This window comes from Pseudoalteromonas sp. 0802, from assembly GCF_013350085.1.
Lineage (GTDB): Bacteria > Pseudomonadota > Gammaproteobacteria > Enterobacterales > Alteromonadaceae > Pseudoalteromonas.
Genome location: NZ_JABVXE010000004.1, coordinates 92,415 through 118,590 on the forward strand (window position 1 = coordinate 92,415; position 26,176 = coordinate 118,590).

The window sequence follows — 26,176 nt, forward strand, 5'->3', positions numbered from 1 at the left end:
CTAACACCTCGCACATTTTTGTGTCTTTTTATTAATTAGGTGTTAATACAGTGTATTAACCAATTAGTTAAAAAATAACCAATAAGCAAGTTTTAATGATAATAAATGTTTATTTTGGTGCACAAATAACAACTATAATCAGCGCGTTATTTAATGTTTAGGAGTAAGAACGAAATATAAAAAGAGAGGAAAACTGCGCCATATAAGGCTTTAAATGAAGAGTAAGGATTCACAAATCCTAATTAAGTAGTAAAATTTCAGCGGCGCACCAAATTGAGTCAATTTAATGCACCAAATTGGGAACGTTTACATCCAGTCAGCGTTACGAATAACACCTACCGCTAACCCCTCGATGTTGAACGACTCATGCTCAAGGTCAACCTCAATAGGCGAAAACTCTTCGTTCTCAGCGTGTAAAAGTACTTTGCGACCCGCCTTTTCTAGACGCTTAACTGTTACATCTTCATCGACTCGAGCTACAACTACTTGCCCGTTTTCAGCAACTTGTGTTCTGTGTACTGCAAGCAAATCGCCATCCATAATACCAATGTCTTTCATACTCATACCATTTACACGCAGTAAGAAATCGGCAGCAGGTTTAAATAATGAAGGATCAACTTGGCAGTGACTTTCAACATGCTCTTGCGCCAAAATAGGTTCACCAGCTGCAACACGGCCAATTAAAGGTAAGCCTAGTTGCTCTGGCTCATCTTCTTCAATTAACTGAATACCGCGACTCGCCCCAGGCTTCATTTTGATCATGCCTTTTTTTGCCAGTGCTTTTAGGTGTTCTTCAGCAGCGTTGGCACTTTTAAAACCCAATGTTTGAGCTATTTCAGCACGCGTAGGTGGCATGCCTGTATCTTTAATAAAGACTTTAATTAGTTCTAAAATTTGCGATTGGCGTTTAGTTAATGGGCGCATACAACTGGTTTTCCATACAGTACATTCAACTGTGAGTATATACAGTTATTTGAAAATCGCAAATTTAAATTAACCCCATCATATTGCTACAAAACTAACATTGAACCACACCGAAAGATGCCATAAGGTATTATCTTTAATTAGCAGGCTAAGGAAACACAATGAGTATTTGGCACCAACCAATCACGTTAGAGCTTTGCAAAGAGCTGGAACAAGGGATTACCGGTCAAGGCACTTTAATGAAAACTATGGGCATTGAGGTAACTGAAATTGGCGATGATTATTTAATGGCAACCATGCCTGCTATTCCTGAGCATCATAACCCTATGGGCATGGTCCATGGCGGAGCAAACGTTGTATTAGCAGAGACAGTGGCAAGCTATGCAGCCAATTTCGTGGTTGATTTCAATAAGTTTTATGCTGTTGGCCAAGAAATTAATGCCAACCACATGAAAGCGTCACGCAAAGGAACGTTAACAGCAACTGCGAGACCGCTGCATTTAGGTAAGCGAACTTCTGTTTGGGATATTAAAATTACCAATGCCGCAGGAGAGCTTTGCTGCGTATCAAGAATGACCGCAGCTGTTGTAGAGCGATAAATTCTGGCTATTTTTCGACAGGATAAATAGTAATTTCAATCCCTGCGCCAATTGCAGAGATACGTAACAAGGTATCGGCATGCAGGGGTTGGTTAAAGCATTTAGGCGAATTACCTGATTCAAAGCCTATATCAAATGTACGCTTTGAGCACGATAACCACTGTTTTAATGCATTGCGCGAGCAAGACTCAATAAGCTCGCAAAGCTGGTTAATGGCTTTATCTGGAGAGCTGATATCTGCGGTTGCTTCAATACGTGCTAGTTGGCGGTATTCATCTTGGTCATAATGTAAAACCATGGCGTTTTTCTTCAAATCAGCAACAAGCGCACTAATATCGTGCTTTGACTCAAGCTCCAGATCTACATTTAAAAATTGAATTTCCGACATACTCTCGTTTTTACCCTCTATTTATATCGACTGAAACTTTAACTCAGTTTTGTATATATACCAAATCTAGAATACAGTTAATGCGACATTATGCCGCATTGGCAATCTAGCTAAACAACCTAAAATAGCGCCCACATAACAATAATAACGGGGTAATAATGAATAAACGCCTGTTTAAGTATGCTCGTAAAGGGCATAAATGGCTTGGCTACTTACTTGCTTTGCAGATCTTTTTTTGGCTCTTAGGTGGGCTGGTAATGAGCTCATTACCACTTGAAAAAGTGCATGGTAAGCATCTGGCTAATCGCAGTTTAAGTAGCCCATTTTTATTGTCGGACTACCCTGCTTCAATTGATAAAATAACAGCGCAATTCGAGCAAATCGAGGGTATTAAATATAGCCATTTTTTAAATACCCCGATTATAGAAGTTACATCCTCTAGCGGTACGTTTATTTTTGATGGCAGAACAGGTGCTAAAATGCCTGCACCGAGTAAAGCGCAAATCATAGAAAATGCGCAAGCTCACCTGCTTATTGACGCAAAAATAACGCAAGCGCAGTTATTAACAAAAGGGCCTAGAGAAGTCGGTCACAAAGCCAATGTTTGGCAAATTAGCTTCGATGATTGGTTAACAACAACCTTATATTTAGATAGCCAAACCGGTAAAGTTATAACTGTGCGCAGCACTCTGTGGCGCATTTTCGACTTTTTCTGGATGCTACACATTATGGATTATGATGAGCGTGAGAACTTTAACAATCCACTACTCATCAGCTTCTCAGCCACCAGCGTACTATTTTGTATTACAGGAGTTCTCTTGTTACTACAAAACGTTCGAATTAAACGTAAAAAGCCAGCTACACGTGTTGGTCAATCAAAATAGGATTGCCATCTGGGTCGGTGATAATAAAACTCGCGTCACCGGCCTTTTGTATTTCTAATCCTTGTTGCTGAAATTGTGCAGCTAATTGCTCAAAGGTTGCAAATTCATCCAAAGCTTCGGCATTTTGATCCCACCCAGGATTAAAGGTCAGCATGGTTTTATCAAACATACCTTGAAACAAACCAATCAAATGTTCACCGTTTTTCATAATTAGCCAATGCTGTTCTATCTCCCCAGCAAACTCTTTGAAACCTAGCTTTTCATAAAACTGCTTTGAAGCACGAATATCTTTTACATTTAGACTTACAGAAAAAGCACCTAATAACATGGTTGTAATTCCTTTAATAAAAACGGCCTAACAACTATAGCTGAGTTGAAAAACTTTTCCTTTTTAGAATAGTCGCTCTAGAATAGCTGTTCCTGTAGTTCACTGATGTGATGGATATGCGTTTATTTCTATACTTAGCCCTTTGTTTTATTTTCACTTTCCCTATATCCGCTAAAGAATTTTCGAGCTTTTACAGTGCCAAAAAGCATTTAATTAAGAATCTACCAAGCAATAGTAAAAGCTTATATTGTGGTTGCGATATCAAGCGCCAAGGTAAAAAACTTGTGCCAGACCCTGATGCTTGTGGTTATATTCCTAGAAACTCTGTCACCCGCTCAGGAAAAGAGAATGCTCGCGCAAAAAGAATAGAGTGGGAGCACATTGTGCCTGCCTGGGAGTTTGGCCATCAATTACAATGCTGGCAGGATGGCGGTCGCAAAAACTGTAAAAAGGTCAGTGAAAAGTTTCGTCAAATGGAAGCTGACATTAATAACCTTGCACCTGCTATAGGCGAGATCAATGCTGACCGCTCAAACTTTCGCTACGGCATGGTGTCATCATCAAGTGCAAGTTACGGAGCATGCCCTGTAAAAGTTGACTTTAAGCAACGCGTATTTGAGCCACCCATTTATGCAAGAAAGCAAATAGCCGATACCTATTTTTATATGCAAAAAACCTATGGCTTAAAAATATCTGACAAACAACGTAAATTATTTGAATCGTGGCAAAAGCTTGAAATAGCTGAAATTAGTAATCGCAAATCTTTATAACTAGCAGCACATTCGTTTACATTTTAGACACTATAATTTATTGCTTTCAGATTAAGTAATTGTTAGTTTTTAAACAATTTATATAAGAAAGGAAGCACCATGTTTAAAAATAACAAACTCGCTTTAGCTGTCTTCTTAGCGGCTTCAGGCATGTCTTTATCTGGCTGCGGCGGTGGTGGCTCATCGAGCAATACCGATACCACGAATCCACCACCAACAACTTCTGAACCCACTTGGACGGCTGGTGTCTTTGATCCATCAAGCGAATTTAAAGATCAATGCGCTGTACCGCGAACTGGCAATGATCCATATAACGATAATCAACCTTACCCAGATACAGCAGGCTCTGAGTTTACTGAGAAGATGTGGCTACGTTCATGGAGTGACGAAACCTATCTTTGGTACGATGAAATAGAAGACAATGACCCAGATAACTTCAGCTCTGTCGCCGCTTATTTTGATCAATTAAAAACCTTCGAAAAAACAGACTCTGGTGCTTATAAAGATCAATTCCATTTCAGCAGGCCGACAGATGAGTATTTTCAAGAGTCACAATCAGGTGTGGTTTCTGGCTATGGTATCAATTGGGCATTTATCAGTAATGTTCCGCCACGAGAGTTACGTGTAGCCTATTTAGAGAGTGACTCACCAGCTGCAAATGCAGGCTTACAACGCGGTGATACTATTTTAATGGTCGACGACGTCAGCATTGATACTAATACTCAACAAGGCGTAGATATTCTAAATGAAGCGCTATTTGGACCGACAGCTGGCGACTCGCACAATTTTGTTGTACGCAGTAATGATGGCACCGAAAAATCGTTTACTCTAGTCGCAGGTAATATAACCCAAACACCTGTACAAAATGTCGATACTATTACCACAGGAGATGGCACTAAAGTTGGCTACATGCAGTTTAACAGCCATATAAGTATTGCTCAGCCTGAGCTGATAAGTGCTGTGAATAAGTTCAAAACCGACAATATCGACGAGCTTGTGATCGACCTTAGATACAATGGCGGTGGTTTATTAGCGCTTTCTTCGCAACTTGCCTATATGATTGCAGGTCCAGCCAATACGAGTGACTATTTTTACTATCAAGTCATTGAAAATGACAAGCAGCCCGAGAGCGACCCATACCCGTTTATTGATATTGAAGTCGATTATTCTACTTTCGAGGGAACAGGTAACACTCTCCCTGACTTAAATTTATCGAAAGTCTATGTACTCAGCACTGATAATACATGTTCAGCATCAGAAGCACTTATCAATGGCTTAAAAGGCATAGATACTGAAGTTGTTTTAATAGGTGGTAAAACCTGCGGTAAACCATATGGTTTTACCCCAACGCATAACTGTGCAACCACTTACTACACCATTCAGCTAACGGGTGTGAATTACAAAGGCTTTGGCGAATACTCTGACGGCTTAGTACCAACTCCTTCACCGCAATTCGATGCAGATGTAAAAGGCTGTGAACTCGATGACGACTTTAACCACCAGATAGGTGATAGTGATGAAACACTTCTGAGTGCAGCGCTTTATCATATTGAGAATGATAGTTGCCCAGTGGTAACGCAAAGTGTCACAGCTAAGCAAGCGACAACCTCATCTTATGCTGCTGATGAAGCTGGTATTGCGCTAAAAGCTAATACTACACTTTACAAAAATAATATGGATTTAACCCGTCCGCTACCAGCTAAGGAAAGTGATAATGAATAAAGCACTGTTCTTAACCTGCACCTTACTGGCAAGCATAGCAGGCTGTAAAAGTACTCAAGCAGAGCAACCGCAAGATGCTACGCTTGTTCGGGTAAACCCGGGAGTGATTACTGATATACAGCAGGCTATTCAGTCTGCTAAGGGCGGTGCACTGGTCACCTTAGCCGATGATGTGTTTACTAAAAGCGCAGAGTTACTGATTGACCACGGCACCAACAAAGGGCCTGATGGCCTGCCAATTATGGGTGCCCATTCAATTCCTTCTGAGAAGTTTGTGTTGCAAAAAGCAGGTGAGCAATGCCTGCTTTACTACCCCAAAAAAGAACTCCGTATTCCACTTCCTAATGTAGAGTGCGAAGTTAACTAACAAAAGGCGCAGCTTAGGCTGCGCCTTTTACATCATAGGCTTTGGTGAGGGCCAAACACCTCATAATGAATGCGTTCACTTGCAACCCCAATACCTAGTAGTTGCTCTTTTATCATTGCCATAAATGCGATTGGGCCACACAGGTAAAAGTCACCTTTGCTTATTGGTAAGCTTTCAGCGATGTGGTTTACATCCATTAAGCCCGCAAAATCGCCCCCCTTGCCATCTTTATACCAGGTAACACAATGTAATGAAGCGTGCGCTTGCTGTTGCTTAAATAAGTACTCTTTAAAGGCAAACTGCGTCTCTCTGTCGCAAGCATGCAGGTAATGAATTGGCTGATTAGGTTGATTACTTAATAGTGTTTCGAGCATCGCCATCATCGGGGTTTGACCAACTCCCGCTGAAATCAATACAACAGGCGAGTCAATTTCGCAAAGCACAAAGTCGCCTGCGGGTGGGTAAATTTCTACCTCATCCCCCTCAGTTAAGCTATGTAGGTAGTTAGATACCAAGCCTTCTTTTTTCACGCTAATACGGTAATTACAACTATTACTTTGCTGCGATAAAGAGTATTGCCTCACTTGCGTTAAATCACTGTTTGCAGGCGTTACTTTAACCCCTAAATATTGGCCCGGTAAATACGCCACAACAGGCTTTGCATCGGCAGGCGTTAATGTGAAACTACAAATTTGCGATGACTCCATACGTTTTTCTGTAATAGTGAAAGTACGGGTACCAAACCATCCTCCCGGCGCCTTTTTGGTTTTTTGATATAGCGACATCTCCTCATTAATACATACATCAGCTAATAACGAATAAGCTTCACGCCATGCATACTCAACCTCAGGGGTAAATTGTTCTGGCAATAACTCTTTTAAAGTCGCAATCAAATGTCCACCAACAATAGGATAATGCTCTGGCAAAATATGGTAACTGGTGTGTTTATGATTAATGCGCGCAAGCGCATCTTTTAACACTGCCAAGTTATCAATATTTGCCGCGTAGGCAGCTAGGGCATTAAACAGCGCAAATTGCTGAGAGCCCGATTGCTGATGTGTCATATTAAAAATATTTTTAAGCTCTGGGTTGTAGCTAAACATACGATCATAAAAATACTCAGTCACTTGAGGGCCTGCTTGTGCAAGCAACGGCAAAGTACTTTTAACAATCTGGATCGTTTTTTCAGATAACATAGTTTTTCCTATTGGAGAGATTAACCGCGGCGACCATCAACACGACGATTCACTAAGATGGGCGCACAATGAAATAAAAATAAGCTAAAGCCAGCAACCCACAGCAACGCACTTAACTGCCATGCAAGGTGATGACCTAAATAAACGGGAAGTAACGAACGTACAATGGCAGCTATCACAATAAGTACAAATGCCAAACTAATGTATGCAGGGGCTTGTAATACGCGCCCAGTGTGACCATGAGAGACACGTACCATCATGGCGATGATCATCACACCTATGGTGCCAACAGTGATCAGATGAAGCGCATCTTTGAATAAGATAATAGGGCTGAAATAGCTCAGCGCGACGAGTATTAAACCAACCGATAAAGCCCAATAAGCCACATGTAATGACCATAGCAAAGGCACTTTTAGAATGCCTTTATGCCACCACAAAACACACCGGGCTGAATGTAAACAAGCAAGCCAAGCAAAAACCCAACCGGTGCTCATTGCGCTAAAAAATAGCTGACTCATAAAAAACCACGCAATGGCGAAAAATGAGCTAAATACGACTAATTTATCGAGCTTGGGGGTTCTAACTTGCTCACTTAGGTTAAGGCCGCGCGCGGTAAAAAATGGCACAACTCGCCCAGCCACAACACCAACTAGCAGTGTCATGATAAGTACAGCGGTATCAACAACCCCCAGTGCCAGCGACATTTTATTAAGTACAACTAAGCTCAAAAAAATCACATTGAGCGCACAGAGCAAAGATGCGATGACAACAAATAAGTAGTTATGACTGCTTTTTGCCTGTATCAGCATGTCAGCTAGAATAATAATTCCAGCTAGCCACCAAACGAGTTGTAGCGCACTAACAATATAAAGGTTTAGCTGCTCGAACCCTGCAATCTCAATAAAAAAACTAAGCCTTGCAGCAAGCCAAATCATGCTAAGCAAACAAAGCTTAATACCTCTTACACTTGCCACACCTGTCCATGTTTGTGCGGCGGTTAGCAAAAAGCCCATAGCAACGACGCCTGCAAAGCCAAACAGCATTTCGTGAGCATGCCAAAGCGTTGCGGGCATTGTTAGGTGCCACTGTGCATAGCCCGCCAAGATTAAAAACCAGTAACTCATAGCAAATACAGCTAAGGCACCTGCCGCCAAGAAAAAAGGCCGAAATGCTAATGCCCATAACGGCCACTGGCTGAGTTGATAAAATTTGATCTTAGTTGACATAGGTTCAGTTAAATTAATGACTTTCATTCGTGCTCTCAGCGTTTAATTTCCCCAGCTATTGCACAGTTCAAGCCAAAAATAAAAACCATTAAATATCAATACATTAAATTTGCACGCTTGATAAATAAGTCAAAATGACACACCATTAAAAACATCAATAAAACACATTCAGGTCAAATTGACATGACGTTCAAAAAATCCCTTCTTGATGTTGCACTTGCACTTACCAAAGCAAGCAGTGTTGATCATAATTTCAGTTATCTGTTGAGTTGCATTAATGATTGGCTTGAATGTGATGCAGTTGCCTTATTATTGAAACAAGGCGATGTGTTAAAGCCCGTAGCCCTTCATGGGTTGTCGGACGATACGTTAGGAAGACGCTTTAAAATAGCGGAGCATCCGCGCTTATTTGAAATATGCCGTGGCAGTGAACCGCTAAAATTTGCCAAAGATTGTGGCCTACCCGACCCCTACGATGGTTTATTACAAAGCCAGCATGGCGACTTTCCTGTTCATGCCTGCATGGGCGTGCCGCTGCTGAGCAGCAAAGATAACAACGAACTATTGGGTGTTTTGACCTTTGATAGTTTAGATGAACATGCCTTTGACGCTTTAGCAATGAACGAGCTCAATCAACTAAAACAGCTAGCCGCAGGTTATGTTGAGCATGCCTTAACCTTGCAGCATTTTAGGCAACATGCACAGCACAGCCATCAAGTTGCGCAGCAGCTTAATCTTGAAGCGCTAACACGAGAAGGTGTCGAAATTATTGGTAATAGCCAACCAATGCTGACCCTTAAAAATGATATTCAGCTGGTGGCGGCCTCAGAATTTAGCGTATTGATACAAGGCGATACAGGCGTCGGTAAAGAGCTCGTTGCACGCAATATCCATTTAAACTCAAAACGCCGCGACATGCCGTTGATCCACTTAAACTGCGCATCGTTACCAGAGAACTTAGCCGAAAGTGAGTTTTTTGGTCACAGTAAAGGCGCATTTACTGGCGCACATACTGCGCGCCAGGGTAAGTTTCAACTCGCCGATGGTGGTACCCTGTTTTTAGATGAAATCGGCGAGCTTCCGCTTGCTATGCAAAGTAAGCTATTACGCGTATTACAAAGTGGTGAAGTACAAACCGTCGGGGAAGATCAAAGCCGTTATGTTGATGTCAGAGTGATTGCAGCAACCAACCGCGATTTAAAACAAGAAGTCGCTGCGGGGCGCTTTCGTGCAGACCTTTATCACCGCTTAAGCGTTTACCCATTGTATGTTGCACCACTAAAAGAGCGCGATAACGATGTTATTTTATTGGCAGGCTTTTTTATTGAGCAAACATCTAAAAAATTGGCAATTAAGCAACTTAAGCTTAGTAGCGATACACAGTTACTACTGCGTCAATATGATTGGCCAGGCAATGTGAGAGAGCTTGAACATGTGATTAGCCGCGCAGCACTCAAAGCCAAGCAGCAGCAATGGCAACAAAGCATTGTCACAATCGAACCTGAGCATTGTGATATTGCTAAAACGGCCGTTGCTGCACCAAGCCCTGTTGCAGTTAACGAACAAAAAGCCACTCGCTTATCGCTGAAAGAGGCAACCGACGCTTTTAGTTATCAATTGATTATGCAACAACTTGAACTACACAACCTAAACTGGGCAGCCACAGCACGCAGCTTAAGTGTTGATAGAGCCAACCTTGTGCGCCTAGCCAAACGGCTAGGCATTAGCGTTAAAAAGTCTGTTTAAGCTTTTAAATCTTTAAAATAGGCTTTTAAAAGCTGACTAAATGCTTGGACTTTGGCTGTGCGATGCACCAAGTGATGCGTTACCAGCCAAAGATCCGTTGGCCAGTTTAGCTCTTTAGGAAGCACTGGCAGCAGATCAGGGTATTGGCTTGCCACTTCATGCTGTAAACCACCGATTCCTAAGCCTCTCACAATCGCCCTTGTAGCTTCTGATGTTTCAGACACCCGTAACTTAATTTGCGAAGGTTCAATATGTTGATCAACCCATGCAAAATAAGGCACTTTACCGTTATACCCAGCCACCCCAGAAACAAAACTATGCTGTTGCAACTGCTCAATATTCTTTGGCATGCCATACTTTTCAATATAACTTTTAGAGGCATAAAACCCTGACGAAAGTTCAGCTAAATGCTGGGCAATATAGTCGCCTTCATCAGGCCGAGGACCCGCTCGCACAGCAATGTGCGCCTGACCGTGATCAAGGCGTAAACGGTTTTGATCAAGAATAACTTCGAGTTGCACTTGCGGGTGCAGACTTTGAAACTGCTCACAGACATCACTAAGCACATCAATAAAACCACTAACCGTAGTTAATAATAAACTGCCTCGCAGTTGGCTATCAGCGGCAATAATATCGTTGTGAAGTTTTTCAAGTTCAGCGTTAATCGATTTTGCAGTCGCAAACAACTTAGCGCCGATTTCTGTCACTGTATAGCCACGGGCATGGCGGTGGAATAACCGCGCATCAAGGTTATCTTCTAAATTATTGATTCTTCTAAGCACTGTGCTGTGGTGAACACCTAACGATTCGGCAGCAGCGGTTAACGTGCCGAGCCTTGCCACCTCATAAGCGACTTTTACATCTTGCCAATCATCAAATTGAATCGCCATAACGGCTCCTTGTGTGCATATACGCACATAAGTTTTGCGTTTATTTGGCTTTTCTGCAAGCTGTTTTTTGCTACAGTGAGTATATCAATAGTGAAGCTTAAAAAAGGAAGCCATCATGACAGCACCAAAAATTATTGCCCTAGCAGGCAGCCTACGTAAAGACAGCTTTAATCAAAAACTGATTAATGAAGCTGCACGCTTCGCCCTCGAAAGTGGTGCTGAAGTAGAAGTGATTAAATTAAGTGATTTAGACTTACCTTTATTTGATGAAGATATTGAAGCGCAAGGTACACCTGCTGGCGCACAATTATTAAAAGATAAGCTTCGCGCTGCTGATGGCATTTTATTAGCAAGCCCAGAATATAATGGCTCAATTACAGCGCCACTTAAAAATGCAATCGATTGGGCTTCTCGTACAGAGCAAGGCGCAGTACCTGCATTTCGTAATAAAGTGACTGCACTTTATGCATCTTCACCGGGTGGTTTAGGTGGCTTACGTGGTTTAAATCACGTGCGTGATATTTTATCGGGTATTGGTAGTTTAGTACTTGCAGATCAACTCGCAGTGCCTGCTATACACACTAAATTAGATGAGCAAGGCCGCATCAGCGATGCTGATACAGCCGAGCAAGTTGCCAGCCTTGCCCAGCAACTTGTGAGCGTAGCGAGCAAATTAAATAAGTAATTGCTAGCCTAGTTTTATCGCTACTAACTAAGCTTTGTCGCTGCTAGCTTAGCAGCGATAAAGTCTTCATGAGTTACATACAGCAAGCTTGCGACGCGGCGAATAACCATTTCTTCATGCTTATCTAAATTGCCATCTGCGTAGGCTAAACGCCACAACAGCTCGATGATTTCAATACGCTGCTCGGCACTGCACTGGGCATTAACTTGTTTTGAAAACTGAAAGTAATCTATTGCATCATCTAAGCTTTGCGATGCACTTGCAACTAACTCTTGAACCTCTTCTTCGTTAAGCGAGAAATACTTCTTTAAGGTCTCATTCAGGGTCTGTTGCTCATCATCTTGTAACTCATTATCTGCACGCATAACCTCAATTAATAACGCAGCAACGGCGGTTTTTAGGTCATGCTCAGCAATGCTAGATTGGGTATCATTCAGCGCTGAAAACAGCTGTTTTATTTTATTGAGCATCACATTTTCCCTTTTTGGGTGTTAGACTACATGTAAGACGTAACGTTACCTTAGTTTGACTATGGATGCTAACTCAGGTTCAACATCTCGATGAAACAAGGTATTAATCACATGGAGTTAAGTGTTTATGAGTGAAGTGAGAAGTACACAAGCACTATTAATCAGCGCCGTTTTAATGTTAGCGGGGTGCAGTAATGCGCAGGCAGCAAAAGGCGAAACCGAAAAGCTCTATGACTTCGACGAAAAAGTCCATTACTACCAAACTAAATTGGCCGATGGCCGCTACCACCTCGAAATTCAGTCTGACGACTACAAGCACTTTCGCAATCAAAGCGTATTCTTACTGCGCCATGCAAGTCGCTTATGTAGAGACAAACCTTTTATGCTAAGAGTGACTGATGGGGTGCAGGAGTATGAACGTTTTCCAACTAAACCACGCGCCTATCAGCCACCTTTAACGGTTGTTTTACAGTGTGAAGACGAAGCTAAATAGCACTAGTCTTCATATCCCCACGGCGCGCTTGGAGGTGTGATAGGTTTAGTTAAGTCAAAATCAACACGAAATTCACGCCCTTCACGCACTAAGCGATACGTAAATTGCTTAGGATAAATATACATTTGCCACGTGTTACCCATTGATTGGGGAATACCTTGGCTCACAAACAACTCTTTTGAGTACTGATCAGCCGGGAACGACTGCGCGTTAGCAAAACCCGCATCAAGAGTATGCCCACCATACATGGTTGATTTATCATCGCTGCCATCTTTATGACGATGGTCATGCTTTAAACTCAAACCACTGCCCGTTTTTGTGATGATCCAAGTACGAGATGCATCATCACCAACATGAAATGGCACTTGTAACTCACGCTCGTTACAACGACGTACATGCATTACTAACTTTTTGTCCGCAAATGAGCTCGGGCCAGCAGCGTTATCAACGCTCACTTTACCTTCGTAAGCTTTACCGCAATGGGCAGCAATATTATCAAAAAAGCCATCATGGCTTGGAATTGACACTAATGGTGCCGGTCGTGCAGCTGCTACTGATGATGCTGCCACGAGCATCGATGCTACTAAGTATTTCATGGTGTGTTCCCTAAATAAAATTTCTGTCTAGGCTAATGGTTTAAGGGCCATAAAGAAAACAATTACGATAAATAACAAAAAAACGCGGCCTTGGCCGCGTTTAGGTTCACATGGAAAAAACAGGTTATTGCCAAGGGCGTTCTGCTGCTAGTTGCTGCTCAAAGGCATCAATTTGGCTGTTAAGTGTTTCAGTCACACCGATAAAGTCTAAACCGCTTAATAAACGCTCTTTAATGTCATGGCGAATATCAAAGTGAATAGTGTCAAACTTATCGCTACGAAGTTGTTGGTTTTCTAAATCAACTTCGATATGAATATCGTCATGCTGTTCACTCAGCACAAATAATTGCTCAAGCGTTTCTGCTGGTAATGCGATAGCAAGCATTTGGTTATTGCCGCAGTTATTAAAGAAAATATCGGCAAAGCTTTCCGCTAAGATCACTTCAAAACCATATTGCTTTAATGCCCATGGCGCGTGCTCACGCGATGAACCACAACCAAAGTTGTCGCGAGTTAAAAGAATTTGCGCACCTTGGTAACAAGGGCGATTCAAAATAAACTCAGGGTTTGGCTCGCCGTTATCTAAATAACGCCAATCGTAAAAAAGCGCCGCATCAAAACCATCACGGCTGGTCGACGTTAAAAATTGCTTTGGAATAATTTGGTCAGTATCAACATTGTTTTTATCTAACGGGGCCATTAAGCCACTAAAAAATACGCTCATTAGGCTTCTCCTCTGATATCAACAAAACGACCATGAATTGCCGCTGCTGCAGCCATTGCAGGGCTCACTAAGTGAGTGCGGCCACCGCGACCTTGGCGACCTTCAAAGTTACGATTAGAGGTCGACGCACAGCGTTTACCGGCTTCTAATCTATCGTCATTCATTGCTAAGCACATTGAACAACCTGGCTCACGCCATTCAAAGCCAGCTGCTTTGAAGATATCTGCAAGGCCTTCGTCTTCGGCTTGTTTTTTAACAAGGCCAGAACCAGGAACAATCAGCGCTTCAACACCCGCTGCAACTTGCTTACCTTCAACTATTTGTGCCGCAGCACGTAAATCTTCAATTCGGCTATTTGTACATGAGCCAATAAACACGGTATCAACAGTTGCTGAAGACAATTTATCGCCTGCTTTTAAGCCCATATATTTTAGTGCGCTACGGATTGCATCAGCTTTGATTAGATCTGGTTCTTGCTCAGGATCAGGAATGAATTCATCTACGCCAATCACTTGCTCAGGGCTGGTACCCCACGTAATTTGCGGTTGAATATCAGCAGCCTCTAATTCAACAACATGATCAAACTCTGCGCCTTCATCAGTTTTTAATGTTTGCCAATAGGCAACGGCACTATCAAAGTCAGCACCTTGTGGTGCAAATGGGCGACCTTTTAAATAATCATAAGTTGTTTGATCTGGCGCGATTAAACCCGCTTTTGCGCCCATTTCAATACTCATATTACAAAGCGTCATACGCGCTTCCATAGACAGCGCTTCGATCCCTTCACCACAAAATTCAGCAACATAGCCAGTACCACCCGCAGTGCCTAATTTACCAATCACCGCCATGATTAAATCTTTTGCAGTAACAGTTGGGCGTAGGCGACCATTTATTTGAATTTTTAATGACTTGGCTTTTTTCTGCTGCAGTGTTTGAGTGGCTAGAACATGCTCAACTTCTGAAGTACCAATACCGTGCGCTAGTGCGCCAAATGCACCGTGGGTAGAGGTATGACTGTCACCACACACTATGGTTGTGCCCGGTAAGGTAATGCCCTGCTCAGGCCCCATTACATGCACAATACCTTGATTAATCGAATTTAAATCATAAAGTTGAATACCAAACTCTTTACAGTTTGCATCCAGTGCCATTAATTGATTTTTTGACACTTCACTCGCAGCATCTAATGAGCGACTTTTTGTTGAAACATTATGGTCCATAGTCGCAAAGGTTTTTTCTGGGCAACGTACTTTGCGGTTTTTCTCACGTAAACCCGCAAAGGCTTGCGGCGATGTAACTTCATGAACTAGGTGACGGTCGATATAAAGTAAATCGGTTTGATCATTTATGCTGGCGACTACATGAGCTTGCCAAATTTTATCGTATAAGGTTTGGGCCACTTGCTATTCCCTCATTTTAGTTACGCTGAGTGACGAGCTCAGCGCAAACAATTTTTAATTAAATACGTGCCACAATTGCCGCAGCAACATCACTGGTGGTGTACCCTGCATTTGGGTAAATATCTGGCGTACCAACACCGGCCTCAACCGCTTCTGCTACCGCTTTTTCAATCGTGCGAGCCGCTTCATCTTGCCCTAGTGAGTAACGCAACATAAGCGCAGCACTTAAAATTTGTGCGATTGGGTTTGCAACCCCTTTACCAGCGATATCCGGTGCTGAGCCACCAGCTGGCTCATACAAACCAAAGCCAGACTGATTTAAACTCGCTGATGGTAATAAGCCCATAGAGCCTGTGATCATCGCGCACTCATCAGACAAAATGTCGCCAAACAAGTTATCGCAAAGTAATACATCAAACTGACTTGGCTGTTTTACTAACTGCATTGCCGCGTTATCAACATAAATGTAGTCAAGGCTTACTTCTGGGTAATCTTTGCTTACTTCAGAGACCACTTCACGCCAAAGTACGCTGGTCGCTAACACATTCGCTTTATCAACCGAGGTAACATGATTACTACGCAGCTTTGCGGCTTCAAAGGCAAAGCGTGCGATGCGCTCAATTTCTTTACGTGAGTATGTTTGGGTATCGAAAGCAGCTTCTTGCTCCCCTTCGCCACTGCGGCCTTTTTCACCGAAATAAATACCACCGGTTAACTCGCGCACACATAAGATATCAAAGCCTTGTGCACTGATATCTGCACGCAGCGGTGATGCAGCACTTAGTGCTGGTAATAATTGTGCTGGGCGTAAATTACAGAACAAACCAAAATGCTTGCGCAGTGGCAACAACGAAGCTCGCTCAGGTTGCTCATTCGGCGGTAAGTTTTCCCACTTAGGGCCGCCTACCGAGCCAAATAAAATCGCATCGGCATTTTCGCAGGCACTCAGTGTGCTTTGCGGCAGTGCCTGACCAAACTCATCAATGGCAGCACCACCAATCGCGTGGTGATGACGAGTCAAAGTAAAACCAAATTTTTCGCTTACAGCATCCAAGACGGTTTCTGCTGCTGCCATAACTTCTGGACCAATCCCGTCGCCTGCTAATACTGCGATACTGTAATTCGATTGACTCATCCTGCTTTCCTCTGTTGTTTTAAATCAGACACTTTTTGTGCACGATAAATTAAGTTATAAACGCGGATCATAGCGCGTACCGACGCTTCAACCACATCCGCTGCAATGCCCGCGCCGTGATATGGGCGACCATCGTATTTAGCAATAATATTCACTTGTCCTAGCGAGCTGGCACCTTGGCCTGTTGCTTCTAGGTTGTATTCAATCATTTCGACCGACATACCCGTTAAGCGCTCAATTGCTAAGAATGATGCTTCGACAGGGCCGTTACCTGTTGCTGCCTCTTGCTTAGACTCACCATCAATTGTCATGCCGATTGTTGAACTCGCCACTGATTGCGAGTTAGACGTAGAGTTAACAAACTCAAGTTGGTACTTCTCGTCTTTATCTTTGATTTGGTTAAAGTAAATCATCGCTTCTAAGTCGTAGTCATACACAGTACCTTTTTGGTCTGCTAATGCTAAGAAGCTGCTGTATAAGCTATCCATATCGTAATCAGATTTTTGATAACCTAACTCTTCTAAACGATGCTCAATAACATGACGACCTGAACGCGAAGTCATGTTTAATTGATTATTAGGTACACCGACACTTTCTGGCGACATAATTTCGTAAGTGTTTTGGGCTTTTAATACGCCGTCTTGGTGGATCCCTGAACTGTGTGCAAAGGCATTTTCACCAACAATTGCTTTGTTTGGTTGTACTGGCATATTACAAATCTTCGCGACTTGACGCGAAGCACGGTAAATTTCTTCACTGCGAATATCGGTATGCACTTTTAAGTGGTCTTCACGCATCTTCATGATCATCGCCACTTCTTCAAGCGAACAGTTACCTGCGCGCTCACCAATACCATTAATCGTACATTCGATTTGGCGAGCACCGGCTTGTACCGCTGCGATTGAGTTAGCAACCGCTAAACCTAAATCGTTATGACAATGCACGCTTAAACGCGCCTTGTCGATATTTGGCACATTGTTCATTAAGTGATGGATCATCGCAGCGTACTCGTCTGGCGTTACATAGCCCACGGTGTCAGGTAAGTTGATTGTTGATGCACCCGCATCAATAGCTTTTTCAACGATGCGACATAAATCCCAATGCGGTGTACGACCAGCATCTTCACACGAAAACTCAACATCATCGGTGTAGTTACGTGCAAGTTGAATCGACTTAACAGCCATTGCCGTTGCATCGTCTAAGCTCATACGTAATTTGTGCTCAAGGTGTAATGGGCTGGTTGCAATAAATGTATGAATACGGCCCTGCTCTGCCGGGCGAAGTGCTTCACCACATGCTTCAATATCTTTTGCTACAGCACGTGCTAAGCCACAAATAATCGGCCCTTTCACTTCAGTCGCAATGCGCTGTACAGAGCGAAAATCTGCCGGGCTAGATACCGGAAAACCCACTTCCATTACATCCACATTTAAGCGGCTAATGGTATGCGCAAGTTGAATTTTGTCGTCTTCGGTTAGGCTTGCTTTTAATGCTTGCTCACCATCACGTAACGTTGTGTCAAAAATCCAAACCTTATCTTTCATAAACTGTCCTCGTTCCCAATGACCCATTAGCGAGATAAAAAAAACCCCGCGGTTGCGGGGTTTTTTAATGTTCTACAAATGCAAATACACTAAGCCCCGCTCACTGATTTAAGCAGTAAGAGGTTTAGTTTTAATGTAATTGAATGTGTAATTTGCATCTTAATTTACTAAATGTGTGTTCAGTGGCTGTATTTTTAACATTCAAAAAACCAGCTTGCAAGCATAATTTTTCCACAAAATCGATTTTTAAATCGCGTTAATGAAATTAAAAATCCACAAAAGCACACTTTAAAGGTTAATCAAACCCAATTGAATGCATTGAACGTTTAAAGTTTCGGAAGGTAAAGCTTCTATTGCTTAGATTAACTTTTAATTGTGATAGTTATCACATACACATAAAGTAACAGTACGAGGAAAAAATCTAATTGTTTAGTGAGATGTTCTAAAAACATCATTGATTCTCACGCCATTGCGCTTGCCCTGAGCCAAGTTCATGTAATACACGGCCTGTGAACCCTGCTGAAGGTGTATTTGATATCCACACTTTTATTTCACCTGTCTCACCCATGCCAATAATTAGGTAGGGAAAAATCTCGTCCTCAACTTCACCTGTGTAATAACTAAAATTAGGTAAGTTTTTAGCTAATTTATATCCCGCTTTATCTATGGCTACTTCACCGAAGTAAATTCTATTTTCTGATTTATCGAGCCATTCAACCGCCACTTTTTCCGGGAATTTTTGCCCATAAACACCGGCCATTGCACCTGCCGTAGCTCGGCAACACGACATTGCACCTGCAGGGACACTCCACCGCCCATCAAATTCTATTAATGTCGCAAAAATATCATTACCTTCATCAGTTGAGCCAGATACGACCATGTAATCTATTTTTCCCGTTGACGAGCAACCGGCCAAAAACAAAGCGCAAGCAATTGAGATGAGTGGTTTTATAAACTTGTCCATAGTAACTAAATGCATTTTTAATTATTCTCGCGCCATTGCGCTTGCCCTGAGCCAAGTTCATGTAATACTCGCCCTGTGAACCCTGCTGAAGGTGTATTTGATATCCACACTTTTATTTCACCAGTTTCTCCCATACCAATAATTAAATAGGGTTTTACATCGTTAAAAACTTTACCTGTGTGCGCAGTGAATGGAGGTAAGTTTTTAGCTAATTTATATCCCGCTTTATCTATGGCCACTTCACCGTAATAAATTCTATTTTCTGATTTATCGAGCCATTCAACCGCCACTTTTTCCGGGAATTTTTGCCCATAAACACCGGCCATTGCACCTGCCGTAGCTCGGCAACACGACATTGCACCTGCAGGGACACTCCACCGCCCATCAAATTCTATTAATGTCGCAAAAATATCATTACCTTCATCAGTTGAGCCAGATACGACCATGTAATCTATTTTTCCCGTTGACGAGCAACCGGCCAAAAACAAAGCGCAAGCAATTGAGATGAGTGGTTTTATAAGCTTGTCCATCGTCGCTAAATGCATTTTAATTATTCTCACGCCATTGCGCTTGCCCTGAGCCAAGTTCATGTAATACACGATCAGTTCTATTTCTTCCCGAGGGCGCATTGGATAGCCAAACGTTGATTTCACCTGTCTCGCTCATTCCTATTATTAAATAAGGTATGATTTCTTTTGCTTTGCGCCCAGTGCTCACAACGGTGTATCTAGGTAAGTTTTTAGCTAATTTATATCCCGCTTTATCTATGGCTACTTCACCGAAGTAAATTCTATTTTCTGATTTATCGAGCCATTCAACCGCCACTTTTTCCGGGAATTTTTGGTCGTATACACCAACTGTCGCTCTTGTCTCTCCATAACAGCAACCAATAGCCCCTGATGGTATGCCCCATGTATCATCAAATACCACTGAGCGCCCCCAAATAGCATTCCCATTCTCAGTGCCTACGCCTGCTACCATGTAATCTATTTTTCCCGTTGACGAGCAACCGGCTAAAAACAAAGCACATGCAAATGAGATGAGTGGTTTTATAAGCTTTTCCATAGTAACTAAATGCATTTTTAATTATTCTCGCGCCATTGCGCTTGCCCAGAGCCAAGTTCATGTAATACACGGCCAATTCTATTCCTTTCGGAACGCGCATTAGTTAGCCAAACGTTAATTTCACCAGTTTCTCCCATACCAATTATCAAGTAGGGGGTTATATTTGTTTCTATTTCTCCTGTGCTTACCCATGTATATCTAGGTAAATTTTTAGCTAATTTATATCCCGCCTTATCTATGGCCACTTCACCGTAATAAATTCTATTTTCTGATTTATCGAGCCATTCAACCGCCACTTTTTCCGGGAACTTTTGGTCGTACAAACTGACTGTACCGCCAGCCTCAGCATAACAACACTCAACGGCCCCTGATGGTATGCCCCATGTATCATCAAATACCACCGAGCGCCCCCAAATAGCATTTCCACTCTCAGTGCCTACGCCTGCTACCATATAATCTATTTTTCCCGTTGACGAGCAACCTACCAGTAACAAAGCACATGCAATTGGGATGAGTGATTTTATAAACTTGTCCATAATCGGTATCCATTTATTAGTTGTGATTGCCATTGTATGCTTGTTTCAGCTTGGTTTGGCTGGTTATAAAAAAGCTCTCGCTGTTGGTTTTGGGTGGTAAATTCTGCTTCTTCTTCGGGGCCGTGAGCTATCGCATCAATCGTTGCCGCGTATTTAACACTATGGTGAATGTAGTCTTTGTATAAAGCATGCCAGGCTTCACTTTGCGGGCCAAAACTGCGCGCTGTATCTACAAGCGATTTAAGCTCGCTTGGTAAAACATAAGGAAAAGCCTGACCATCAGCTTGTTTACGGATAGCAAGCTCTGCTAGGTTTTGCAACGGCACCCCTTGATTTACAGCCGTTTCGTGCATAAGCGCTAAACTGTAATGCGGCAGAATATTACTTAATTTACGGCGCCAATACGGCCTATAGCTGGTGTAAATTGTATTTTCTGATTTATTCCAAATTCGCTTTGGTTGCCGGTTTGTTCTTGGCCGGCTTGCTTTAAATTGAATATTAATTGTTGGCCAATAATATTTTTGCTCAAGTGACTGCTTAAGCTGTTCGAGCTCTTTGTCGTGCTCTGGCTCACCAGCTTGGCCCGCAATATACTGCCGAGGGTAAAGAATACTCGTTTCGACGGGGCCATAACCGCCACCTATATCTGAGTGCACACCTGGCAGCTCAATTTCTTTGTGGTTTTCTGATAGCAGCTTGTTACTATTGAGTAATGAGCTAAGAGGGAATTTATCGCGCTTTTCATCAAACGCAGCTAAGTGCATCACATACCCGGCACTGCTGCTCGCTAGATTTAAATTAACGGGGTAGTCAAGTTCGTCATCAGCGTAAAACTCGCTGTGGTTATTATCGCCATCGCCGCCAATTGATGCAACACTATCAAATAAGCCCACAAAACGAATAACTGGCTTAATGCCACCCCAATAATTTGGCCTGTCGTGATATATTGCATTGACCTGATTAACAAACGCTCGCGCTTGTGCTGCGCCTCGGCTAAAACCAAATACGTCCAGAAAACCTATTTTAGAATTCGGATATTCTTTGAAAAATCCAACAGTTGTTGCTAGTGCTTCTTCAATGCGCTCATCAAAGCTAAACGCCAAGCCCATATCTAGTGTTGAATCACTTTTATTCGCTTTAGTGCCAATCCCTTCTTCATAATGCCTATTTTGAAAAGTCTTAATCGGATATAACTCAAACAACTTAACAACATTCGTGGGCTCCTTGCTGTCTGTTGAGTCTTGTATGTCGTTAAAACGGTTATTACCTGTGCCATCAAAAAACACCCCAAAGCAAGGCGGTTCGGCAAGTAAGGTGAGTTCTACATGGCCTTTCGGTAAAATTTTATGCTGAAGTAGTTGCGGGCCGCCCTTACTACCAATATTGAATGACTTTACCGTGTTTGAATTAAAATAGTCTGCAAATTGCTGCTCATTAACAAGAGTAAACTCGGCCTTACCAGCAACAATTGCTTTGAGAGTGTAGGGTGTATCTTGCGACAGGTTATTAAAACGGTAGTGCTGCGCTGCTTGTTTTTCAACTACGACCTTGTTGCCTTGTGAAAATAGCTGTATTTCTACATCAACATCGCCCAGTACTTTTACAATAATATGCTTTGTTGTTGCACCCGCACCGGTATTAATAACAAGTGTATTAACAAGATTTACTGCCATTGGCATTGCTTGGCTCATTACTTATGCTCCGTATACGTCAACAAGACGACGTTTAGTAATTGGCCCTGCTATGCCATCAACTTGCAACTGCTGTGCAAGCTGAAAAGCTTTAACACCTGTTTGTGTTTTTGATCCATTAATTCCATCAACCTTCCCACAATCAAATCCAAGTAAATTGCAACGCCCTTGCACTCCTGACAAGGTTTCAATAGGGTCTAAGTGCCCAACTTGAATAGCAAAACTCTTTGTTGGTGTGGTGTCTTCGTCATTGAGATATAAATCTACTTGCCCTGTAAGCGTTTCATTTTCGGTGAGCTCTACTTCAATTAAACCATCTTCTGCTATGACTGTATCAATTGTTTGCCCTGCGATATTCAGTACAATGCGCTTTCCCGTAATTTGCTCGCCATTTTCGTAAGCTAGTTTTAAACGAAAGAATTCTTTTTCATCACGCACCATAAAAGAGTTTTTACTACCTGTTTTCAGTGGCATGAATTTTTCTACTTTTGCTGGAATAGCAATTACGTCGCCGGGGTAAATTTGGTTAGGATCAGGCCTTAAAGAACGAAACTCAGCATTAAGCGGATGCAAGTAAAGACCATTAGAGGTTCTAAACCCATATTGACGAGCAATGCGTAGCAAGGTTTCGCCTTGCGACACAGTATGTTGTAAGGTCATAAATTATATCCTTATAAATTTATTCATTACGGGAAGGGCTGGCCACCTGCCAGTCTTTGTCATCTAACTCATGAAAGCTTATTTTAGCGTTTTCAAAGTCAGGGCCTGATACGTGGGCATAACCCTTACTATCTAATACTCCACTGACTACATGCCCATTACGCAAGCGAATTTTATAGCCCATGTTTGCCTGTGGGTTACCTGCTTGATCAAGCAACTCAATTTCATATTCTTGTGTTGGTTGAAGCACTGTAAAAGAGGTGGTTTCCACAAGACCTGACGCAGTCACAGTGACAGCATAAACACCTGGCTTCACAACAAAATAATGCTGCCAAAACGATATTTCATCTGGGCGCTTTTTTTCTAATTGCAATGTAATTTGACCATTTGTAGGCCCTTGCCAAACTATATCTATACTGCGGCAATTACTGCAGGAGCCTTCTATATTTAATTTCCAACCATTGGGAACTATCAATCCAGTACCTACCGGTGCGGGCTTAGCACGACTAAACCCCAAATTGTAATCATAAATAAGGTTCGCATTTTTATAGCCTGTATATTGTTGAGCTAACATTTCTACCGTTTCAGATGCTTGGAGCACATGAGTTGTGAAATTTTGCCGAACTTGGTGAGATGCTTTTAACTCTACCTTACTATTTGCAACAGGCTTATAAAGAGCTAACGTAGGTTGAAATTGCTGAGTTGCAGTTGGGCGGATAACGCGACGAGTATAAGTTATGTGTTGATCTATCCTGTTGGGTTGTCCCTCAAAGCCATTGCTATGTAATAGCCTAGCTTGTTGATCTCTCAAATCAGCTGATGTTGCATTGCTAGCAGCCTCTGAGCTATGGATCTTTGAAATAGTGGCGCTTTTTGGGTATAGCGCAATTCGGCTATAGACATGGCGAAACTGACTGTAGGGAACTCGCTTCCAACCATTTTGGTTAATCCAAAACTGGCAGCGTTTGTCATCTCGAAATTGTGAGACCTGATGAGCGTCTAATACGCCAAACAAGTTATCTTGAATTTTCTTTTGCACATGTTTCGGTAGCGAGTATAACAAACTGCGGCTCAGCTCTCGAAAGCTTGGGCTGTTTTTTACCGTTGTTTCTTCACTCTGTTCTAAAAAATGGGCATGAGTATTATTCACCGGATCCTTGGTGAGCATGTGCGTCCTCGCTATTTATTCATTTTGTGCCGTAACTGACTATTTAGAATTCAGTTACTGATTTAAACAAAAAACGATACACAAAATGGGAACAAAAATCCACCATGCTTTAGGCTGTTTTTTCTACACTACCTTTACTATCACGACCATACAAAGTGGCACCGCGAGCAATATAACGTAATTGCCAGATCAAACGCTCAACCAGCTCTTCGCGTTGTGCCCCTTCAATATCGAGGGCTTCGGCACCGGCATTAAAGACTAAAGTCACCATGGCTTCGGCTTGAATGTATGCATGAGTTGGGTCACACGGTGTTTCGCTTTCAAGGTAATGCGCAAGCTCTAAAATGAAATGTTTAATTTCACGAGCAACCGCAGCACGAAATGCTTTTGAAGTTCCTGAGCGCTCACGCAATAACAATCTAAATTGGTTGCTCGAGTTATCGATGAACTCCATAAAGGTCACGATTGATGTCGTGATCACACTACCGCCGCTCTCAATACGGCGACGCGCTTGGCGCATAAGTTGGCGAAGTGTTAAACCCGCTTCATCAACCATGGTCAAACCAAGCTCATTCATGTCTTTAAAGTGGCGGTAAAAAGAGGTGGGGGCAATCCCTGCTTCACGGGCAACTTCACGCAAACTTAAATTAGAAAAACTATGATCGGCACTCAATTGATTGAATGCAGCCTCGATTAGTGCTTGTCGTGTTTTTTGTTTCTGTTGCGCTCTAACACCCGACATGGAAACTCCCAGCGTGAACTTTTAATGATTTTTCGGTTAATGAGACAGTCTAATACTTGACGCGGAGAGAATGAAACACTATTTTAGCGTACAACTGTACGCCGAGATTTATTCAGATGAAAAAACCACCGATTATTTGGACCAATGTGCTATTTTTTAGCCTTACATTTTTGGCCGCGATCACCCTTGTTCCTTGGTATGGCTTTAGCTACGGATACACCAGTACACAGTGGATAGCCTTTGTTGGCTGTATGTTCTACGCCGGACTTTCTATTACTGCAGGGTATCACCGCTTGTGGGCACACAAAGCCTATGATGTGCATCCTGTTATTGAAGTGATTTTTGCCTTAGGTGGTGCTTTTGCATTACAAAATAGCGCCTTGCACTGGAGTAGCGATCACCGTATTCACCATGGTCAAGTTGATGATCCAATCAAAGACCCTTACGCCGCTACTAATGGCTTTTGGTATAGCCACATCGGTTGGATGCTGCGCGATTATCAAGGCGAGCAATACGGTAACTACAGTAACTGCCGTGACTTACAAAAAAACAAAGTCGTTATGTGGCAACACCGTCACTATATGAAGTTAGTCGTCGCGACTAATTTTGGTATTCCTTTACTACTTGGTTTAATGCTTGGCGATGTATGGGGCATGTTATTATTGGTTGGTTTACTGCGCTTAGTATTGAGCCAACACTTTACCTTTTTTATCAACTCGCTGGCACATATCTGGGGCTCACGTCCATACACAGAAAAAAACACCGCCCGTGATAATGGCTTTTTAGCGCTATTCACATACGGTGAAGGCTATCATAACTTCCATCACATTTTTGCTAGCGACTATCGCAATGGCATTAAGTGGTATCACTATGATCCAACTAAATGGATGATCCGCTCTTTAGCGGCAATCGGTCTTGCTTCAAAATTAAAGCGCACACCGATTGAGCGAATCGAAAAAGCCAAAGCAGAAACCTTGATGAGTAAGACCCAAGGTCGCCTTGCAAAATTGCCTTTAGCGCAAGATAAGCTTACATTATTACAATCTGAGTACGATTTACTGCTGAAAAAACTGCAACACTTCTGTGCCTTGCAAAAACGCGTGTTAGAAATCAAACGCAACAAAATGATGAAACAGTGTGAAAAATCAGCATTAATGACACAATATCACGAGCTTGAAGCCGCTTGGGAAAACCAAAAGCAGGCTTGGCTTGCACTAAATGCGAGGTTGTTAAAAGCCTCTTTTAGTTAACATAGGAGCGGCT

29 protein-coding genes are annotated in these 26,176 nt (G+C 42.5%); 9 read left to right on the plus strand and 20 right to left on the minus strand.

What is annotated here, in order from left to right; genetic code table 11:
• Positions 1-306: 306 nt before the first annotated feature.
• Positions 307-924, minus strand: a complete 618-nt coding sequence (gene lexA, locus HUS61_RS09775; RefSeq protein WP_054554457.1) for a transcriptional repressor LexA — start codon at positions 922-924, stop codon at positions 307-309.
• A gap of 161 nt (positions 925-1,085) precedes the next feature.
• Here lexA and HUS61_RS09780 point away from each other — a divergent pair, with 161 nt between their 5' ends.
• A complete protein-coding gene (locus tag HUS61_RS09780; protein WP_054562879.1) occupies positions 1,086-1,523 on the plus strand; it encodes a PaaI family thioesterase in 438 nt (145 codons plus the stop codon).
• 7 nt (positions 1,524-1,530) lie between these two features.
• On the opposite strand, the gene HUS61_RS09785 is transcribed toward HUS61_RS09780, so the two are convergent.
• Complete coding sequence (locus HUS61_RS09785; RefSeq protein WP_054554459.1) at positions 1,531-1,911, minus strand: hypothetical protein; 381 nt, start codon at positions 1,909-1,911, stop codon at positions 1,531-1,533.
• A gap of 158 nt (positions 1,912-2,069) precedes the next feature.
• Here HUS61_RS09785 and HUS61_RS09790 point away from each other — a divergent pair, with 158 nt between their 5' ends.
• Entirely contained in the window at positions 2,070-2,795 is a 726-nt protein-coding gene (locus HUS61_RS09790) for a hypothetical protein (RefSeq protein ID WP_054562880.1), read from the plus strand.
• On the opposite strand, the gene HUS61_RS09795 is transcribed toward HUS61_RS09790, so the two are convergent.
• Positions 2,770-3,123, minus strand: a complete 354-nt coding sequence (locus tag HUS61_RS09795) for a VOC family protein (RefSeq protein ID WP_054562881.1) — start codon at positions 3,121-3,123, stop codon at positions 2,770-2,772. The genes HUS61_RS09790 and HUS61_RS09795 overlap by 26 nt on opposite strands.
• A 116-nt stretch (positions 3,124-3,239) precedes the next feature.
• Here HUS61_RS09795 and HUS61_RS09800 point away from each other — a divergent pair, with 116 nt between their 5' ends.
• The 3 genes from HUS61_RS09800 to HUS61_RS09810 all read left to right on the plus strand — a co-directional run bounded on the left by HUS61_RS09800 (position 3,240) and on the right by HUS61_RS09810 (position 5,982).
• Positions 3,240-3,893: an endonuclease gene (locus HUS61_RS09800; RefSeq protein ID WP_175083010.1), complete on the plus strand. Its 654-nt coding sequence runs from the start codon at positions 3,240-3,242 to the stop codon at positions 3,891-3,893.
• A gap of 99 nt (positions 3,894-3,992) precedes the next feature.
• Complete coding sequence (locus HUS61_RS09805; RefSeq protein WP_175083011.1) at positions 3,993-5,615, plus strand: S41 family peptidase; 1,623 nt, start codon at positions 3,993-3,995, stop codon at positions 5,613-5,615.
• Positions 5,608-5,982: a hypothetical protein gene (locus HUS61_RS09810; protein ID WP_062564780.1), complete on the plus strand. Its 375-nt coding sequence runs from the start codon at positions 5,608-5,610 to the stop codon at positions 5,980-5,982. The genes HUS61_RS09805 and HUS61_RS09810 overlap by 8 nt, the downstream gene beginning before the upstream one ends.
• A 32-nt stretch (positions 5,983-6,014) precedes the next feature.
• On the opposite strand, the gene hmpA is transcribed toward HUS61_RS09810, so the two are convergent.
• Complete coding sequence (hmpA, locus tag HUS61_RS09815; RefSeq protein WP_175083012.1) at positions 6,015-7,178, minus strand: NO-inducible flavohemoprotein; 1,164 nt, start codon at positions 7,176-7,178, stop codon at positions 6,015-6,017.
• 20 nt (positions 7,179-7,198) lie between these two features.
• Positions 7,199-8,431 carry an NnrS family protein gene (locus tag HUS61_RS09820; protein ID WP_175083013.1) on the minus strand — a complete coding sequence of 411 codons (1,233 nt, stop codon included), beginning with the start codon at positions 8,429-8,431 and terminating at the stop codon, positions 7,199-7,201.
• A gap of 156 nt (positions 8,432-8,587) precedes the next feature.
• Between HUS61_RS09820 and norR the strand changes: the two genes are divergently transcribed.
• Positions 8,588-10,150 (plus strand): nitric oxide reductase transcriptional regulator NorR, encoded by a 1,563-nt coding sequence (norR, locus tag HUS61_RS09825; RefSeq protein WP_175083014.1) that lies wholly within the window; start codon positions 8,588-8,590, stop codon positions 10,148-10,150.
• Here norR and HUS61_RS09830 read toward each other — a convergent pair.
• Positions 10,147-11,040, minus strand: coding sequence for a LysR family transcriptional regulator (locus HUS61_RS09830; protein WP_054562888.1), 894 nt, complete (start codon positions 11,038-11,040; stop codon positions 10,147-10,149). The two genes, norR and HUS61_RS09830, sit on opposite strands and share 4 nt — an antisense overlap.
• A 115-nt stretch (positions 11,041-11,155) precedes the next feature.
• Between HUS61_RS09830 and HUS61_RS09835 the strand changes: the two genes are divergently transcribed.
• Positions 11,156-11,725, plus strand: a complete 570-nt coding sequence (locus HUS61_RS09835; protein WP_054562889.1) for an NADPH-dependent FMN reductase — start codon at positions 11,156-11,158, stop codon at positions 11,723-11,725.
• 23 nt (positions 11,726-11,748) lie between these two features.
• On the opposite strand, the gene HUS61_RS09840 is transcribed toward HUS61_RS09835, so the two are convergent.
• Positions 11,749-12,195, minus strand: a complete 447-nt coding sequence (locus HUS61_RS09840) for a TerB family tellurite resistance protein (RefSeq protein WP_058586124.1) — start codon at positions 12,193-12,195, stop codon at positions 11,749-11,751.
• Between the two features lie 127 nt (positions 12,196-12,322).
• Between HUS61_RS09840 and HUS61_RS09845 the strand changes: the two genes are divergently transcribed.
• Positions 12,323-12,688, plus strand: coding sequence for a hypothetical protein (locus HUS61_RS09845; RefSeq protein ID WP_055198597.1), 366 nt, complete (start codon positions 12,323-12,325; stop codon positions 12,686-12,688).
• A gap of 2 nt (positions 12,689-12,690) precedes the next feature.
• On the opposite strand, the gene HUS61_RS09850 is transcribed toward HUS61_RS09845, so the two are convergent.
• The 13 genes from HUS61_RS09850 to fabR all read right to left on the minus strand — a co-directional run bounded on the left by HUS61_RS09850 (position 12,691) and on the right by fabR (position 24,913).
• Positions 12,691-13,284, minus strand: coding sequence for a hypothetical protein (locus HUS61_RS09850; RefSeq protein ID WP_175083015.1), 594 nt, complete (start codon positions 13,282-13,284; stop codon positions 12,691-12,693).
• Positions 13,285-13,408: 124 nt separating this feature from the next.
• Positions 13,409-14,008, minus strand: a complete 600-nt coding sequence (gene leuD, locus HUS61_RS09855) for a 3-isopropylmalate dehydratase small subunit (RefSeq protein WP_054562894.1) — start codon at positions 14,006-14,008, stop codon at positions 13,409-13,411.
• The gene (gene leuC / locus HUS61_RS09860) at positions 14,008-15,408 is read right to left on the minus strand and encodes a 3-isopropylmalate dehydratase large subunit (protein ID WP_054554474.1); all 1,401 of its coding nucleotides are present in this window, start codon (positions 15,406-15,408) and stop codon (positions 14,008-14,010) included. The genes leuD and leuC overlap by 1 nt, the downstream gene beginning before the upstream one ends.
• A 58-nt stretch (positions 15,409-15,466) precedes the next feature.
• Entirely contained in the window at positions 15,467-16,543 is a 1,077-nt protein-coding gene (gene leuB, locus HUS61_RS09865; RefSeq protein ID WP_054554475.1) for a 3-isopropylmalate dehydrogenase, read from the minus strand.
• Positions 16,540-18,087 carry a 2-isopropylmalate synthase gene (gene leuA, locus HUS61_RS09870; RefSeq protein ID WP_175083016.1) on the minus strand — a complete coding sequence of 516 codons (1,548 nt, stop codon included), beginning with the start codon at positions 18,085-18,087 and terminating at the stop codon, positions 16,540-16,542. The genes leuB and leuA overlap by 4 nt, the downstream gene beginning before the upstream one ends.
• 451 nt (positions 18,088-18,538) lie before the next feature.
• On the minus strand, positions 18,539-19,066 hold the full coding sequence (locus HUS61_RS09875; RefSeq protein ID WP_258536475.1) for a DUF2931 domain-containing protein: 528 nt from the start codon (positions 19,064-19,066) through the stop codon (positions 18,539-18,541).
• A gap of 2 nt (positions 19,067-19,068) precedes the next feature.
• Complete coding sequence (locus HUS61_RS09880) at positions 19,069-19,596, minus strand: DUF2931 domain-containing protein (protein WP_258539855.1); 528 nt, start codon at positions 19,594-19,596, stop codon at positions 19,069-19,071.
• Position 19,597: 1 nt separating this feature from the next.
• Positions 19,598-20,131 carry a DUF2931 family protein gene (locus HUS61_RS09885; RefSeq protein ID WP_258536474.1) on the minus strand — a complete coding sequence of 178 codons (534 nt, stop codon included), beginning with the start codon at positions 20,129-20,131 and terminating at the stop codon, positions 19,598-19,600.
• Between the two features lie 2 nt (positions 20,132-20,133).
• On the minus strand, positions 20,134-20,652 hold the full coding sequence (locus HUS61_RS09890) for a DUF2931 domain-containing protein (RefSeq protein WP_175086994.1): 519 nt from the start codon (positions 20,650-20,652) through the stop codon (positions 20,134-20,136).
• Positions 20,637-22,343, minus strand: a complete 1,707-nt coding sequence (locus HUS61_RS09895) for a DUF2235 domain-containing protein (protein WP_175083018.1) — start codon at positions 22,341-22,343, stop codon at positions 20,637-20,639. Before HUS61_RS09895 ends, HUS61_RS09890 begins: the two co-directional genes overlap by 16 nt.
• Before the next feature lie 3 nt (positions 22,344-22,346).
• Positions 22,347-23,003 carry a peptidoglycan-binding protein gene (locus HUS61_RS09900; protein WP_175083019.1) on the minus strand — a complete coding sequence of 219 codons (657 nt, stop codon included), beginning with the start codon at positions 23,001-23,003 and terminating at the stop codon, positions 22,347-22,349.
• 19 nt (positions 23,004-23,022) lie between these two features.
• Positions 23,023-24,171 carry a hypothetical protein gene (locus tag HUS61_RS09905; RefSeq protein ID WP_175083020.1) on the minus strand — a complete coding sequence of 383 codons (1,149 nt, stop codon included), beginning with the start codon at positions 24,169-24,171 and terminating at the stop codon, positions 23,023-23,025.
• A 109-nt stretch (positions 24,172-24,280) separates the two neighbouring features.
• Entirely contained in the window at positions 24,281-24,913 is a 633-nt protein-coding gene (gene fabR / locus HUS61_RS09910; RefSeq protein ID WP_175083021.1) for an HTH-type transcriptional repressor FabR, read from the minus strand.
• A gap of 116 nt (positions 24,914-25,029) precedes the next feature.
• On the opposite strand from fabR, the gene HUS61_RS09915 reads away from it, so the two are divergent.
• Positions 25,030-26,163 carry a fatty acid desaturase gene (locus HUS61_RS09915; RefSeq protein WP_119852674.1) on the plus strand — a complete coding sequence of 378 codons (1,134 nt, stop codon included), beginning with the start codon at positions 25,030-25,032 and terminating at the stop codon, positions 26,161-26,163.
• The last annotated feature ends 13 nt before the right edge of the window (positions 26,164-26,176 follow it).

Excerpts from the sequence above, each read along its gene's own strand:
- fabR (WP_175083021.1), bottom strand. The coding sequence starts at position 24,913 with ATGTCGGGTGTTAGAGCGCAACAGAAACAAAAAACACGACAAGCACTA.
- HUS61_RS09810 (WP_062564780.1), top strand. The coding sequence starts at position 5,608 with ATGAATAAAGCACTGTTCTTAACCTGCACCTTACTGGCAAGCATAGCA.
- HUS61_RS09820 (WP_175083013.1), bottom strand. The coding sequence starts at position 8,431 with ATGAAAGTCATTAATTTAACTGAACCTATGTCAACTAAGATCAAATTT.
- HUS61_RS09875 (WP_258536475.1), bottom strand. The coding sequence starts at position 19,066 with ATGCATTTAGTTACTATGGACAAGTTTATAAAACCACTCATCTCAATT.
- HUS61_RS09850 (WP_175083015.1), bottom strand. The coding sequence starts at position 13,284 with ATGAAATACTTAGTAGCATCGATGCTCGTGGCAGCATCATCAGTAGCA.
- leuD (WP_054562894.1), bottom strand. The coding sequence starts at position 14,008 with ATGAGCGTATTTTTTAGTGGCTTAATGGCCCCGTTAGATAAAAACAAT.
- HUS61_RS09800 (WP_175083010.1), top strand. The coding sequence starts at position 3,240 with ATGCGTTTATTTCTATACTTAGCCCTTTGTTTTATTTTCACTTTCCCT.
- HUS61_RS09845 (WP_055198597.1), top strand. The coding sequence starts at position 12,323 with ATGAGTGAAGTGAGAAGTACACAAGCACTATTAATCAGCGCCGTTTTA.
- hmpA (WP_175083012.1), bottom strand. The coding sequence starts at position 7,178 with ATGTTATCTGAAAAAACGATCCAGATTGTTAAAAGTACTTTGCCGTTG.
- HUS61_RS09830 (WP_054562888.1), bottom strand. The coding sequence starts at position 11,040 with ATGGCGATTCAATTTGATGATTGGCAAGATGTAAAAGTCGCTTATGAG.
- HUS61_RS09785 (WP_054554459.1), bottom strand. The coding sequence starts at position 1,911 with ATGTCGGAAATTCAATTTTTAAATGTAGATCTGGAGCTTGAGTCAAAG.
- norR (WP_175083014.1), top strand. The coding sequence starts at position 8,588 with ATGACGTTCAAAAAATCCCTTCTTGATGTTGCACTTGCACTTACCAAA.
- HUS61_RS09780 (WP_054562879.1), top strand. The coding sequence starts at position 1,086 with ATGAGTATTTGGCACCAACCAATCACGTTAGAGCTTTGCAAAGAGCTG.
- HUS61_RS09835 (WP_054562889.1), top strand. The coding sequence starts at position 11,156 with ATGACAGCACCAAAAATTATTGCCCTAGCAGGCAGCCTACGTAAAGAC.
- lexA (WP_054554457.1), bottom strand. The coding sequence starts at position 924 with ATGCGCCCATTAACTAAACGCCAATCGCAAATTTTAGAACTAATTAAA.
- HUS61_RS09840 (WP_058586124.1), bottom strand. The coding sequence starts at position 12,195 with ATGCTCAATAAAATAAAACAGCTGTTTTCAGCGCTGAATGATACCCAA.
- HUS61_RS09805 (WP_175083011.1), top strand. The coding sequence starts at position 3,993 with ATGTTTAAAAATAACAAACTCGCTTTAGCTGTCTTCTTAGCGGCTTCA.
- HUS61_RS09790 (WP_054562880.1), top strand. The coding sequence starts at position 2,070 with ATGAATAAACGCCTGTTTAAGTATGCTCGTAAAGGGCATAAATGGCTT.
- HUS61_RS09885 (WP_258536474.1), bottom strand. The coding sequence starts at position 20,131 with ATGCATTTAGTTACTATGGAAAAGCTTATAAAACCACTCATCTCATTT.
- HUS61_RS09905 (WP_175083020.1), bottom strand. The coding sequence starts at position 24,171 with ATGCTCACCAAGGATCCGGTGAATAATACTCATGCCCATTTTTTAGAA.
- HUS61_RS09895 (WP_175083018.1), bottom strand. The coding sequence starts at position 22,343 with ATGAGCCAAGCAATGCCAATGGCAGTAAATCTTGTTAATACACTTGTT.
- HUS61_RS09795 (WP_054562881.1), bottom strand. The coding sequence starts at position 3,123 with ATGTTATTAGGTGCTTTTTCTGTAAGTCTAAATGTAAAAGATATTCGT.
- leuB (WP_054554475.1), bottom strand. The coding sequence starts at position 16,543 with ATGAGTCAATCGAATTACAGTATCGCAGTATTAGCAGGCGACGGGATT.
- HUS61_RS09880 (WP_258539855.1), bottom strand. The coding sequence starts at position 19,596 with ATGCATTTAGCGACGATGGACAAGCTTATAAAACCACTCATCTCAATT.
- HUS61_RS09900 (WP_175083019.1), bottom strand. The coding sequence starts at position 23,003 with ATGACCTTACAACATACTGTGTCGCAAGGCGAAACCTTGCTACGCATT.
- HUS61_RS09890 (WP_175086994.1), bottom strand. The coding sequence starts at position 20,652 with ATGGACAAGTTTATAAAATCACTCATCCCAATTGCATGTGCTTTGTTA.
- HUS61_RS09915 (WP_119852674.1), top strand. The coding sequence starts at position 25,030 with ATGAAAAAACCACCGATTATTTGGACCAATGTGCTATTTTTTAGCCTT.
- leuA (WP_175083016.1), bottom strand. The coding sequence starts at position 18,087 with ATGAAAGATAAGGTTTGGATTTTTGACACAACGTTACGTGATGGTGAG.